15 protein-coding genes are annotated in these 13,126 nt (G+C 53.4%); 8 read left to right on the top strand and 7 right to left on the bottom strand.

All coding sequences use genetic code 11. The features are described 5' to 3' along the window. Positions 1–270 precede the first annotated feature (270 nt). Positions 271–975 carry a Crp/Fnr family transcriptional regulator gene (locus BOA8489_RS16975; RefSeq protein WP_093975507.1) on the top strand — a complete coding sequence of 235 codons (705 nt, stop codon included), beginning with the start codon at positions 271–273 and terminating at the stop codon, positions 973–975. Here the strand turns inward: BOA8489_RS16975 and BOA8489_RS21120 are convergent. After that, positions 926–1,174: a DUF1858 domain-containing protein gene (locus BOA8489_RS21120; protein WP_093975506.1), complete on the bottom strand. Its 249-nt coding sequence runs from the start codon at positions 1,172–1,174 to the stop codon at positions 926–928. The two genes, BOA8489_RS16975 and BOA8489_RS21120, sit on opposite strands and share 50 nt — an antisense overlap. Before the next feature lie 128 nt (positions 1,175–1,302). Here BOA8489_RS21120 and BOA8489_RS16965 point away from each other — a divergent pair, with 128 nt between their 5' ends. The 5 genes from BOA8489_RS16965 to BOA8489_RS16945 all read left to right on the top strand — a co-directional run bounded on the left by BOA8489_RS16965 (position 1,303) and on the right by BOA8489_RS16945 (position 5,408). Beyond that, the gene (locus BOA8489_RS16965) at positions 1,303–1,737 is read left to right on the top strand and encodes a pseudoazurin (RefSeq protein ID WP_093975500.1); all 435 of its coding nucleotides are present in this window, start codon (positions 1,303–1,305) and stop codon (positions 1,735–1,737) included. Positions 1,738–1,766: 29 nt separating this feature from the next. Continuing rightward, positions 1,767–2,984, top strand: coding sequence for a copper-containing nitrite reductase (gene nirK, locus BOA8489_RS16960; protein ID WP_093975499.1), 1,218 nt, complete (start codon positions 1,767–1,769; stop codon positions 2,982–2,984). A gap of 13 nt (positions 2,985–2,997) precedes the next feature. After that, positions 2,998–3,729: a formylglycine-generating enzyme family protein gene (locus BOA8489_RS16955; protein ID WP_093975498.1), complete on the top strand. Its 732-nt coding sequence runs from the start codon at positions 2,998–3,000 to the stop codon at positions 3,727–3,729. Positions 3,730–4,596: 867 nt separating this feature from the next. Further along, a complete protein-coding gene (locus BOA8489_RS16950) occupies positions 4,597–4,926 on the top strand; it encodes a DUF1330 domain-containing protein (protein ID WP_093975497.1) in 330 nt (109 codons plus the stop codon). An 86-nt stretch (positions 4,927–5,012) separates the two neighbouring features. Then, positions 5,013–5,408 (top strand): VOC family protein, encoded by a 396-nt coding sequence (locus tag BOA8489_RS16945; RefSeq protein ID WP_093975496.1) that lies wholly within the window; start codon positions 5,013–5,015, stop codon positions 5,406–5,408. Positions 5,409–5,454: 46 nt separating this feature from the next. On the opposite strand, the gene BOA8489_RS16940 is transcribed toward BOA8489_RS16945, so the two are convergent. The 3 genes from BOA8489_RS16940 to BOA8489_RS16930 form a co-directional block, all read right to left on the bottom strand. Beyond that, positions 5,455–6,414 carry a homocysteine S-methyltransferase family protein gene (locus BOA8489_RS16940; protein ID WP_093975495.1) on the bottom strand — a complete coding sequence of 320 codons (960 nt, stop codon included), beginning with the start codon at positions 6,412–6,414 and terminating at the stop codon, positions 5,455–5,457. Between the two features lie 462 nt (positions 6,415–6,876). Continuing rightward, positions 6,877–8,247, bottom strand: coding sequence for an FAD-binding oxidoreductase (locus BOA8489_RS16935; protein WP_093975494.1), 1,371 nt, complete (start codon positions 8,245–8,247; stop codon positions 6,877–6,879). A 423-nt stretch (positions 8,248–8,670) separates the two neighbouring features. Beyond that, positions 8,671–9,618, bottom strand: a complete 948-nt coding sequence (locus BOA8489_RS16930) for a tyrosine-type recombinase/integrase (RefSeq protein ID WP_093975493.1) — start codon at positions 9,616–9,618, stop codon at positions 8,671–8,673. 507 nt (positions 9,619–10,125) lie between these two features. On the opposite strand from BOA8489_RS16930, the gene BOA8489_RS16925 reads away from it, so the two are divergent. Next, positions 10,126–10,557: a recombinase family protein gene (locus tag BOA8489_RS16925; protein ID WP_176440348.1), complete on the top strand. Its 432-nt coding sequence runs from the start codon at positions 10,126–10,128 to the stop codon at positions 10,555–10,557. Positions 10,558–10,596: 39 nt separating this feature from the next. On the opposite strand, the gene BOA8489_RS20535 is transcribed toward BOA8489_RS16925, so the two are convergent. Beyond that, the gene (locus tag BOA8489_RS20535; protein ID WP_176440347.1) at positions 10,597–10,758 is read right to left on the bottom strand and encodes a hypothetical protein; all 162 of its coding nucleotides are present in this window, start codon (positions 10,756–10,758) and stop codon (positions 10,597–10,599) included. A gap of 265 nt (positions 10,759–11,023) precedes the next feature. On the opposite strand from BOA8489_RS20535, the gene BOA8489_RS16920 reads away from it, so the two are divergent. Beyond that, a complete protein-coding gene (locus BOA8489_RS16920; RefSeq protein ID WP_093975491.1) occupies positions 11,024–11,311 on the top strand; it encodes a transposase in 288 nt (95 codons plus the stop codon). A gap of 28 nt (positions 11,312–11,339) precedes the next feature. Here the strand turns inward: BOA8489_RS16920 and BOA8489_RS16915 are convergent, their stop codons facing one another. Next, a complete protein-coding gene (locus BOA8489_RS16915) occupies positions 11,340–11,741 on the bottom strand; it encodes a hypothetical protein (protein ID WP_141138325.1) in 402 nt (133 codons plus the stop codon). Positions 11,742–12,048: 307 nt separating this feature from the next. After that, positions 12,049–12,804 (bottom strand): class I SAM-dependent methyltransferase, encoded by a 756-nt coding sequence (locus BOA8489_RS16910; protein ID WP_217897962.1) that lies wholly within the window; start codon positions 12,802–12,804, stop codon positions 12,049–12,051. Between the last annotated feature and the right edge of the window lie 322 nt (positions 12,805–13,126).

Below are 13,126 nucleotides of genomic sequence, written 5' to 3'. Positions count from 1 at the left end.
GCGCCCGACTCCGGTGAGGTGCAAAGCCTAAAAAAAGCATGATGGGTTAACTGCGCTAGTGGCCGCTTAGTCTGCAAAGCGGACATTAGTGTTCGCTGCAGTGAATGACTGCATTGAGCCCAAAGCGATCATTTATTTCGACCGCAGCTTGCCATTCTACTGCACCGACTTCAGAGTCCCTCGAACAATCGATAGCTTGGGAACCGGTCACGCTAGCTATCCGTCAAAATTTGAGACACACTCGACGCAATGCACGGAATCCCGAATACAATGCACAAGCATGGGTTAGATCCCAGCTTGATATCTGACCTCCCGCCATTCGGCTCTTTATCGCTTGAGGACATCGGCGCGATACTCGAACAGTCCTCGCGCGTGGCAGTCGCTTCCGGAGGGGCGCTCTTCTTTGAAGGCCACGACGCCGATAGATTTTTCCTTCTCCTTGACGGCTACGTCCGGGTCGTTCGGATCACCGAACACGGAGAACAGATCGTCGCATTGCACATAGCTGCAGGGCAGCTTTTCGGAATTGCCAAAGCTCTTTCCCGCAACAGCTATCCAGCCACAGCGGAGGCGGCGAGAGATTGCCTTGCCCTGAGCTGGCCCACATCTCTATGGGAGACATTTGGCCGGGACTATCCGGGTTTTCTTACGGAAACCTACCGAACAGTCGGGCTTCGCGTCGGTGAGATGAACGATCGGATCGTTGAAATGGCGACACTCCATGTTGAGCAACGTATCGCGAATGCGCTTTTGCGACTTGTAAATCAGGCTGGTAAGGCCACGGAACACGGTATCGAGATTGATTTTCCAATAACCCGCCGGGATGTCTCGGAGATGACCGGAACCACGTTACACACAGTCAGCCGACTCCTAAGCGCTTGGGAGAGCGAAGGTATCGTTATCAGCCGACGAAAGAAGATTGTTGTTAGTCAGCCGCATCTTTTGATGGAGCGCGCGGCGGCGCAGCATCGGTAATCGTTTCTTCCAAACGACTTGAGACGCGTGATCTTTTGACCGGATGAAGGTCGCATGCGCTTGCCAGAGTGTGAAAACTGGCAAACGGACAGCCCACGCAAAGCATCTTGAATTCCAGGAATACGGGAATCGTATCCGGCCACTGGCGCATGATCGTGGCCACGTGCAGCTCATCTAAATTCACTCTGGTTTTGCGCATGTCGGCTTCCTGCGGGTCCATGCTTAAGATCTACGGTCAGAAATCGCCTCGAACGTTGTGCAAGCGCAACGTTCGACGATTTCAAGTTCGATATTCTGCGGACACAACCACAAAAAGGACTGCACGAAATGTTCCCCAAGTTAGTAGTGGCCACTGGTCTCGCCGTCATGATGGCGAGCTCGGCTATGGCCGAAACATTTGAGATTCAGATGCTAAACAAGGGCTCGGACGGATCACCGATGGTGTTTGAGCCCGCCTATGTAAAGCTCATGCCGGGCGACACGCTGAAGTTTGTCGCCGCAGATCGCGGCCACAACGCCGAGTCAATCAAGGATCGTTCTCCGGAAGGCTCCGGGGAGTTCAAAGGCAAGATCAACGAAGAGATCGAAGTGACCTTTGAAGTTGAAGGTTGGTACGCGATTCAATGCAAGCCGCATTTCGCCATGGGAATGGTGATGGCCGTTGAAGTTGGGGACGCGGACGTTCCCGAAGACTTCCTGGAAGGGCGACTACCCCGCCGGGCGAAAGACCGGCTGGAAGCAGCCATTGCAAGCGCACAATAGCTCCAACTTCGATCGAGAAAGGATAGAATATGACCAATAAGTTCAAATCACCTCTGCCGCTTCCAAGCCGTCGGGACATTCTGAAGTATGCGGGCCTTGCCGGCGCCGCCTCTGTGGTAGGAGCAACTGCGACCCCTACACAGGCCAAGTATCGCCACGCTCACAAAGTTCTTGGACGCAGTAAGGCGCTCTTGCCAGTTGCAGACAGCGTGACCGTCGACGCGCCCGAAGTTGATCTCAGTCACTTGCCTCGCGTCACCCAAGAGCTTGTCGCGCCACCATTCGTGCCGGCTCACGAACAGGTTGCCAGCACTGGTCCACGCGTAGTTGAGGTGCGTCTTGAGATCGAAGAAAAGCTCATGGTCGTCGACGAGGACACAGGCGCGGAAGTCTGGGCGCTAACCTATGGTGGTTCGGTGCCGGGCCCGATGATCGTCTGCCACGAGGGCGACTACGTTGAAGTCACACTGGTGAACCCTCCGACAAGCGTCATGGAACACAACGTGGACTTTCACGCCTCGACAGGTGCGCTTGGCGGCGGTGGTCTGACCCATGTCTATCCTGGCGAAGAAGTCGTGCTGCGGTGGAAAGCCACGAAGCCCGGCACGTTCGTGTATCACTGCGCACCCGGTGGAGAGATGATCCCTTATCACATTTGCCACGGTATGAATGGCGCAGTGATGGTTCTGCCTCGTGACGGGTTAAAGGACGGCGAAGGGAACCCTCTCAGCTATGACAAAGTCGTCTACATTGGCGAGCAGGATTACTATCTGCCGATGGATGATGACGGCAACTACAAGACATACGAGTTCGCAGGTGGCGATTACTCGGATAGTCTCGCAGCAATGAGGGGCCTTGTTCCGACACACGTCGTGTTCAATGGGGCTGTGGGCGCTCTGACGGGGGAAGGTGCACTAAAGGCAAAGGTTGGTGAAACCGTATTGATGGTTCACACGCAAGCCAATCGGGATTCCCGTCCGCACCTTATCGGCGGCCACGCTGATTTCCTTTGGGAAGGTGGCAGTTTCTCGGACGCTCCGATGACTGGATTTGAGACCTGGTTCATTCGCGGCGGCGCAGCCGGGGCGGCGATGTACACATTCAAACAGCCCGGGGTTTACGCCTATGTGACCCACAACCTGATCGAAGCCGTGCTGCTTGGAGCGACAGGTCACTTCGTGGTGGAGGGCCAATGGGACAACGACCTGATGGCGCAACTCAAAGAACCCGGTCCAATTTCGACCTGAAGGAGGGCTGGTCATGAGAGCACGTAGTGTATCCGCAATTCTTGCTGCGATACTCATGGCCGCAAGCGTCGGGGCCGTCTGGAATAATGATGGCCCCAAACAAGATATAACTTTATTGCCCGAGTTTTCCGAGAGCGCATGGCAAGGACCCAAGGGGCCAATCTACGTTGCACGTTACGAAGTCACGATACGTGAGTGGAACAGATGCGTAGAAGACGGCGCATGTGTCGTTCCGATCAAGGCCCGACCTGGATTTGATCCTGCCAACACTCCAGCCACAGGTTTGAATTGGCTGGACGCACAGGCTTATGTCAGTTGGATCAACGAGACTTCAGGTCACCCGATGCGCCTGCCAACAATGGCGGAGTGGTCCGGGCTTGCCGCCAGTATTTTACCGGAAGAACCGGACCCGATTTTTACAGATCCCGCCCTGTCCTGGGCGTCGGCCTACTCGACCGACCTCGACTACCCTCGCGCATTGAAACCCAGTGGGAGTTTTACGGTATCTCCGGAAGGCATCGCTGATCTTGACGGTCCTGTATGGGAGTGGACGGCAGATTGTTATGACGCGGACGTCCCAAGCACGCGGTGTGCCGCTTTCTTCGCCGGTGGCCTGCATGTGTCTGTTCTGTCTGCTCTGACCCGCGATCCGGCAAGAGGAGGCTGCGCGGTGGGCGCGCCCCCAGCCCATCTTGGCTTACGGCTTGTGAGTGACCGCAAGCCTCCGCGTCCGTTGACCCGCTGATTGACACGCTGGAAGCGCAATCATGGCGGCGCCATGGAGCTGGTCGTTGGCCACAATTCATGATCGGATGGGTAGCTACGTTCTTGAGCGGAAGTCGAAGGCGTGTTTCGAAAAACGCGGAACAATCGCACAGTAATAATTCATCCGAAAATCACAAACGAACTGAAAGTCGGCTTGGTTCCGCAGAACGATCACTGATGGAGGCTGCGGCGATTGACCCGTTCAAGTCCATAGTGACAAGAACACCTGCCAGGGCTGGCTTTCGCATTTCCTCATAGAGGTCTCAGTATTGGAAGCATGAAGGCGGTCGTAATTCGGGAGCCGGGGGGACCCGAGGTCTAGAAACTGGAAACCATACCGGTGCCTACACCCAAGTCCGGTTGGGTTCTTGTTAGAGTGCGGGCCTTTGGACCAGTCAGATCAGGCTAGGCAACTGTATGAGGCAATCTATTCCGGATATTTAAGTGGTGCCCGGGGGCGGAATCGAACCACCGACACGAGGATTTTCAATCCATTCAGGAAAGAAAGTTACATTTATGTTTTTACAACACAAATGAGAAAAGTCGAAAATCCCAGAATCTTGGATTTCCTGCGAACAGGCGATTATTCGATAGAGTCCACTCCTAGCATCGATCATGGTCCATGGCACGCCCTCTGGCGGTTAACTTCAGATTTTGGCCACACCCCCCTCAGCTGAAAATCCTACTGGCGCTGTGGGGGCAATTTTTGGATCGAATTTGTGCAATTGCGGAGTTTTTCAACAGTATCAGCCCAGAGCGGCCATTAAAAATGTGCAGACACGAAGCACCCTGCCGGGTAACGTAGAACTCCTAACAATGAATAACGAAACAAAAACGGGGAGTGAAGATGACAGTCTTCTTGATAGCTGATGTAAAAGTCACGGACGACGCCTGGATACCCGAGTATGCGAGCAAAGTTCACGATATCGTGGCGAAGCACGGTGGTAAGTATCTGTCGCGAAGTGGAAACATCGACACAATTGAGGGCGAGGGTCTCGATACGACTCTAATCGCCCTCATTCAGTTTCCTTCGCGCGAGGCTTTGGATGCATTTGCTAATGACCCAGAGTACGCTCCTTTTGGCAAGGCACGGCAAGCCGGCAGCGTAAGTCGCTTCCATGTCATCGATGATACTGATCTCGCCGGAGCAATCCCTTATCTTCCTGCGGCGGGCTAAGCACTTGGGCTCGAATTAGGAAAGTCCGAATATGTCTCGGGGGCCTTGGGGTCCTTGAGACACCTATGATCCGAGGGATACCGCGAATGGCTAAAGCAATTCACAGCATGATCCGTGTGCTGGAGAGTGAGAGGTCCCTGGACTTCTATAAGAAGGCGTTCAGCTTGGAAGTTGCGGACATTTTCGATTTTGAGAACTTCACTCTGATCTATCTGTCCAACAAGGAAACCGAGTTTGAGCTCGAATTGACTGTGAACAAAGGACATGAAGGCTCTTACGAACTTGGGAACGGATATGGCCATATTGCCTTCAGCGTCGGCGATATCGAAGCGGAGCACGAGAGGCTTTCATCGCTAGGGTTCGCACCGGGTGACGTCAAATCTTTGACCCACGAGGGTAAGAAGCTCGCAACCTTCTTCTTTTTGGAAGACCCCGACGGCTACAAAATCGAGATCCTCCAGCGCGAAGGTCGCTACCTATAGACTTCCACACACCCTCCGGAAGAAGCAGTCCCTCCAGAAAGTCGCTTTATTCCGCCACCATCCCCCTCCGCGCCTCGCCGACCTGACGCGTGATCTGTCTAATATGGCGTCCATCCGTGCCGCAACAACCGCCCCATACGTTGATGTGGGGGAAGCGTCGTGCAAGATCAGCCATTTGACCCCCGAGTTCTTCCGGATCGCCGTCTTCGAGATGACCGAGTTTGCAAAGATCAAGCGTCTCCATCGCAACTGCGTTGGGCATGAAGCCACCTAGACGGCGGGTCCAATCTCCATCGGTCAATCCTGGTGTGAACTCGGTCGGATGGGTGCAGTTGATCATGTAGTAGGCAGGAGAACTTTCGGTGGCAGCATCGACGGCGCGAATTGCCTCTTCAAGCGTCTCTCCGCCTTTAAGTTTTCCTCCCCGGGCAACGAAGAACGAAATCACAACGGGAATGTCAGCCGGTTTTGCGGCTTTCGCAATACCAGTCGCTTCTTCGATGCTTGAGAATGTAGCCGCGGTAACGACATCTGCTCCGGCTTTCTTGAAAGTTTGAATTTGCTCTGAGTGATAGTCTTCTGCCTCCGCCGCATCTGGCGTCCGACCGACGTTATAGGCATCCCCGCGCGGACCAATGACACCTCCAACGATCATAGGCGTTTCGGGGCTGTCGTACTCCTTGGCGAAGTCCTTGTAGAACTCTATTCCGCGGATGTTGATCTCTTCGAGGGCCTCTTTGGAAAACCCAATCAACTCCCCCCAATCCCGGCTGGCGCGATAGTGCAGCCCCTCGTTGATTACGCCAAAGCCGTTCTCCACAGCCGCTTCCACCAATTTTCGGTGGTAGTCACTCAAGCACGCCACGCCGCGCTTATCATTGAGAAGTTCGAATGCGCAAAAATGTCGAAGCGTGAAACCATCGACATACTGAAGCCAGGTCTCAAAGCCTCCGCCGCAAGTCATGTTTCGACCTTGCAGCTGCGGTAGTTTCTCTTCGGCAGCCATAAAAGTCCTCCCTATCCGTTGGATCGCAGCCTAACAAGAAAGGCACAGTATTTCATTCTAAATTCGCGCGAAGCGGGGATGATCCGAATACCTGCTTTGGGCTGATTGTGTTGAAAACCCCCTTCTTTGGCGCTGTACAACGAAATTTTTCGCCGCACAGCTCGACGAGATTTTGGTGGCGAGAGGTTCGGCCAAATTGGCCTTTCGTCGCTCACGCGCCAGCTCTCTTCGCCTCACGAACGATCTCGCCTGACTTCCTAGTATGATAGGCTTTTGCCCAAAAATCCCGATATCTGAATTTCGGAGTCTTTCAACACAATCCGGACGAAGTGGACGATTGATATGTGATACTCATTTTTACGCAGGAGGACAGAGCGCCATTTGGGATCCAGAGCAACCTGTCTCACTTGAATTGCGTCGGGCCGGGGCGATTTCATCGGCCCGGCCAAGATCAACTGCGAACTAGGGAACGATATTCTGGTTTATGCTAAACAGGTTTGCCGGATCGTACTGGCGCTTGATAGACAGAAGCCGGTCGTAATTGGCACCATAGTTCGCCCTTACCCGCTCTCCATCATCGTCGTCCATGAAGTTGATGTATCCACCCTGCTCGGAATGCGGCGCCATAGCATCAGAATAGTCGCGCACCCATTTGATGTTTTTCGCGTCATCGGCTGGATCATTTGAGGCAGCCAGCATCACCATCGAGAAATTTGCGTCGCGATGTCCGAAGGCTGTTGCGTCGGGGGCGATCCTCTTGCAAGCACCGTTGATCGGATAAAGGTGCATCGACGCACTCACGCCGGGTGCATTGGGGCCGTGTCTGACGTGTTCGGCAATTGCCGCATCAGACAGTTCTTTGACATAGTTGCCTTTCCAATATTGCCGTATCCCCTTCGGGAAGAGATCGTCGAATGCAGCGTTGATTGCCGGGAATGGCACCGGACCAACATGTTCGGCTTTAACCTCGGCGACATCGTGAAAGGGTTTGAACATCTTTTCACCTTCTGCAGGGTCGCCCGCCCAACAGGCCACGAGGGCCACAAACATGTCACCATGTCGATCCTCGGGAATGAATGGTAAAGGTGGTGCCACTTGGAACGCGGGAAACACACCCATCTGTTCCGGTGCTTCCTTGATGTACTCACGGAAGAATTTCAGGATATTTTCGGTCTCGGAAACCTCGTAGAACATCGGCCCCCAGTAAACGGTATCGACCGGGTGCAACCGGTATTTAAATGAGGTGCAGACGCCGAAGTTGCCGCCGCCGCCGCGGATCGCCCAGAATAGATCGGCGTTTTCTTCTTCGCTGACAACCAACATCTTGCCGTCGGCTGTCACAATGTCAGCGGAAATCAGATTATCTGACGAAAGCCCGAAACCGCGAGACAAATAACCAACACCGCCTCCGAGGGTCAGCCCCGCTATGCCGGTTGTCGAGATGATTCCACCAGGGGTGGCCAGCCCGAAGGCATGCGTCGCTGCGTTGATATCCCCCCAGGTGACACCTGCCTCGGCGCGTGCAGACTTGGCGTTCGGATCTACCCTTACTCCGCGCATTCCTGAAAAATCAATGACAACTCCGTCATCGACAGTGCCGAAGCCTGGCCCGCTATGGCCACCGCCCCTGATCGCGAGCTTAAGGTTATTGTCGGCGGCATAGCGAACGGTCGCCATCACGTCGCCAGTATTCGCCACCCGCACTATGACTGAAGGCAGCTTGTCGATCATGCCATTATGAACGCGGCGTGCCTCCTCATAGTCGTCGTCTTCCGGTGTGATGACGGCTCCACGAACTTGGTCGCGAAGTTCACTTGGTGTCTTGGCAGTCATGTCTGTTCCCCCTCTATGAATTACAAAGAATTACAAAGTATATCACAGAACGGCCAAGGCAGGAGAATTCCTTTGAGATAGGTTATTCGATGACCGCCCGGGAGATGATTTTAACTGCAAAGAATCCGCGACTAGAGCAAAAGTTCTCTATCTGCGGCCGGTAATTCAAGAGCGTAATTTGGTCTCATCGGGTTCATGGTTCTCTCCGAGGTCGGCAGTGCCGCCTCATAATGGCGTCGGGGACTGGTGCCTCAAAAAGGTCCGCTGCGAGGTCACCTGGGTTCAGGCGCATCGACATTCGACAGCGAGGTCATCCGGCCTCCGTCTCTTCGATCAATATAGCGGAGTTTACCGATGGGCATGATGTGCTCAGAGCCGTCATTTGGGGGTTTCGCTTATCTACTCGACTGGCCTGACGGACGATCAAGCTGCAAGCAAGTCTCGCTCCAACTTCTCAAACATCGAAACATCTTCTTCCGGGTTCTCGAAGAGATGGCCGTAGACATCCATTGTCATCATGATGGATGCGTGCCCAAGCAGCGTCTGGACCTTCTTCGGATTCCATCCCTGCTCAATGAACAGCGAGGCCGCCGCATGCCGCAGTGCGTGAATCCCAAACCTCGCCTTTGCATTCCCATCCACAATTCCGTTCTTGACCAACATCGGTTTGAAGATGCGATTGTAGATGTTGGAATAGTTCTGAACCTTGCCGACAGAGTTCGGGAACACGAGGTTCAACTCGCTCTGAGGCACCTTTCGTATCCACGCCTTGAGAGTGGCGCTGACGATCGGGGCCATGGGGATGTCCCGTATGCCCGCCCTGCTCTTCGGATAACCGATCTCGTTGAACTCATCAGCTCTCTGAAGAACACGAACGATGTTCCGATCAAAGTCGACGGCATCCCAAGTCAGCCCCCTGAGCTCTGAGATCCTCATACCGGTAAAGATCGCTGTAATGAACATCGCGCGATGGCTCTCGGGAGCGTTTTCGATGATCAGCCGGATTTCATCCTTCGTGGGAACAATTCGCTCATCAGCACGCGCTCGAGCCTTTCGCTTTACCTTGACCTCCACCGCAACATTCGTGGCGATCCACTCGCGTTCCACAGCTTCAGACAAAATCGATCTGAGACTGACCATAATCTTGCGGACTTGAGCGTGTGAGACCCCGTTGTCTTGTAGATCATCCAGAAATTCACGCACTACTCCGCGTGTCAGCTCGGTCAGCAGAAGAGAGCCTATTCTCGGTTCGATATGTACCCGTGTATGGCTTCGATAGGCTTTCAGCGTCGAGCGCTCGAGCTCGTTTCGACGACAGGACTTGAGCCAGCTGTCGCAAGCGTCGGCGATCGATTTTTCTTGCACAGACATGGGGTTCTCTCCGATTATTTCGTTACGAGAGCATTATACATGAGAGAAAGAGCTCTGTCGGGCACTTTCCCACGAAAGCCTATGATTTATAATCATTTTCCCTAAATCTGTAGATTTCAACACCCCTACGAAAACCCTAAGCAGAACCTACAAGATGTCCCCTCTTTTTAATCTCGCGACCACTTTCTCACTTGTGTTTTTTCAACACAAATGTAAACCACCATAATGCGAGGTTATGTGTTCATATCTTCGGGTGCCATTTCGACTAAGCATCCAAAAAAGTATCCGGCTCGATTGCAGCAGATACTTAACTTAAGGTACCTCTTTTCCGTATGTTCTGAAGAAGACGCTCCGATCAATATCGAGAAAGCATCTCGCGTTGAGAGCTTGGACGCACTTCCGAAGCTGAAGTCCCTTCTCCATTGGGCCGTGATAAACAGTGATAAAATCGTCATTGATGACTTCAGAAGAATATTTCGGAAGGTACCCTTCATGCAACGAAAGGATATGATCAAAGAACTAGCCGCGTTCGCGCCCGTATTTTGGGAGGCAAGATATGAAGGACGTTCGTTTGCCGCGGCCCTCCGCGACGACCTAAGGGAATTCATAACGATCGACGGACGTATCAAGACTGAGATCGATCCTGACACCCGTGAACTGGCCGAGCTTGGCAAAGCTCCCATCAAGATGCGACGACGACAGACGCAATTAGCAAGAATATCCTCGGCAGAAAAGCGATCAATGGCAGCAGACATCTTGGCGAGAAAGATTGCGAGGATCCAATCCGAACTGCATCAAGACCGGAAATCTTCGACTCTGCGCTCAGTCGCCGACGAGGCTAATGAACGTGGCTTGAAAACTTCACGGGGAGGCACATGGTCCCCTCCAACGGTCAAACGCATGCTGGATCGCGCCAAGAAGCTTGAGAACAAAACTTAAAGCCAGGCCCTGCAGAAGGTCCCACTCCTAGCTGCTCGGCTAAACAAAATCCCTCAAGTCCCAAACAACCGCATAGATAAGCCACAGAGCATTTAAAAAGTCGTCGCTCACTGCAGTAGCAAAAGGCAACAGTGATGCATTGCCCCGAAGCGTCGGCGTACGATTGGCAATAGCTACACCAAGACCGTCTTCATCGCCCATATGGATAGGCTCATCTTAGAATAGTTAAAAGCACCACAACATTCGTGAACTAGAGATGAACCAGCATGCATTCCAGACAGAAAAGAAAATAGAAGGCGTCATCTTAAGCAAAGCCAGACTACGCTTTGTTCAGCTGCAGAACGACCAGAAGAATACGCAAGACATCAGCGGAGATAGATAGAGGGCTTACCTCAAATATAAGAGTGCTATTGTCCTAGCCCCCTAAAACTGTGCCACTACATTTGTCTTGGGAGGGGGATTTGGAATGGCACGGAAGCGACATTCAGACGAAGATGTGTTGAAGCTGCTGCGAGAGATCGAGCTGAAGCTGTCTGGTGGTAGCGATGTTGCATTTGCCTGTCGCAGTGTCGGGATCAGCGATGCCACGTATTATAATTGGCGCAGGCGGTTTGGCGGCATGGGACGTGCGCAGTTGTCGGAGCTTAAGAGCTTGGAGAAAGAGAACGTTCAGCTGAAGAAGATCGTCGCGGAGCTCGAACTGGACAAGCTCATTCTCAAGGAAAGCCTGAACCACCTAAAGCCCAGGGCCTGACCACACAGGAGCTCCGTCAGGCCGTCATTCACACCCGCCAGAAGCTCGCGACGTCGGAACGTCGAACATGCCGAGTGGTCGGTCTGGCGCGGACGATCCCGAAGCCGTAAGTTGCGCCGCGCCCGCGATACTCAGGCACCAGGCCGGCCTCGGCCCGCAATACAATGGCGTTTCGCCCATGGACTTGGCGCCGATAGCGGTGAACCGCGCAATAGCCGATTAAACTTTGGTCTTCCGCAAAGTAAAGCTGGATTGATGTTGCTTCCGCAGGCGGCTCTATCACGTGACGATAAAACTCCTCGGCGGAAACCCCCGCGAAAATCTTCTGATGCACATGATGAAGCTGGCGCGCCAACGCGTTGCGTTCAGGGTCCGATAGCTGTGCCGGCATGACGACCCGGCTTTTGGCAATCTCAGGTATTTTTTGCACGGGGTGATCCACTCGCTGGTTTCGGTCGATCTTATTGCGGGGATGTGGAGGTGTCTGCATTGGGCTGATTGTGTTGAAAAACTCCGGAACTATACAAATTCGGTCCAAAAATTACTCCCACAGCGCCAGTAGGATTTTCAGCTGAGGGGTCGGCCAAAATCTGACGCTAGCCGCCAGAGGGCGTGCCAAGGACTGTCATCAATGCCAGGAGTGCACCCTATCGAACAATCGCCCAATCGTAGGAAATCCGAGCTTCCGGGATTTTCGAGTTTTTCAACACAATCAGCCCGGAGCAGACATTCAGAATTTACATGATTTTGACAGCAGAGATTGCCAAGGCAACCGCCACATACGACCTCGGCCCATCTTGGTCGCCATCAAGGTATGCGCGTCTTACGGCATCCTTAATTTTTGCCCTCAGGTCAGTCGGTCTTTTCGAATAATAGGCTGGTATGGGACCGTCTTTGCCATCGAAGGGTGCCCAATAGTCGGCAAAAGATTTGAATTCAGTTCGGATTAATAGCTCATCTGCTCGAATACCTGAAAAGCCCGCCGACAGGGCGACCTGCGTCAATTGTCCTGGTTGCCGAAGCGGTCTTGTAAAATTCTTCTTTCGCAGAACTCCCGCCTCCTCGTCCAGAACTGCAGCGGTATCGAGGAACATGCGATTGAATACCAAGCCCCCCCTTGCATCCCAAACGGCTGCTGCAAAGCGGCCGCCGGGCTTAAGCACTCTGAATAGCTCTTCAAAAGCTCGAACTGTGTCAGGAACAAAATCCAGAACAAGCTGAGAATACGCTTGCTCAAAATGGCAGTCTGCGAACGGAAGCTTCGTGAGATCCGCTACATCGAAATCCGCACGGTGGTCAGATACGTTCTGCCGACAATACTCAATATAGGCACTTGAAATGTCGACAGCAACGATCATCGCCTGCGATGTTCTACTCAGCAACTCGCATGTCAAAGAACCCGTTCCGCAGCCCGCATCGAGTATCGGACCATCGTCATCAATCTTTGAGAACGCCAGAAATTTTGGAGCAAGAAGCCTGCTGAAGCGGCCCATTTGCAGCTCGTAGCCTGCACCACTCGCAGCTGCGAAATCTGTTGATTTACTTACGATGAGTCGCTCACCTATCCGCCAACACAGACGGTCAGCCAGGCAAAGCTTAACACACTCGCCCAAGAGCACCTAAGCTTGTCTGCATCTTTCCGCAGAGCAGTCGTTCAGGCAGGGCGCAGCGAATGACGGCTTCGAGCCCAAAGCGGTCTCTTTTTGCATCGCAGCGAACGATGGCTTTGAGCCCCGAATGTGCAATGCTGCACAGAGCACAACTAACAGATCTCCGTCACTATAAGCTCGTCCGATAACGCCTGAAATTTTTTGC

It is taken from the genome of Boseongicola aestuarii (genome assembly GCF_900184815.1).
Lineage (GTDB): Bacteria > Pseudomonadota > Alphaproteobacteria > Rhodobacterales > Rhodobacteraceae > Boseongicola > Boseongicola aestuarii.
Note: the sequence above shows the minus strand (reverse complement) of the source record. Positions and strands in the feature narration are given on the sequence as shown.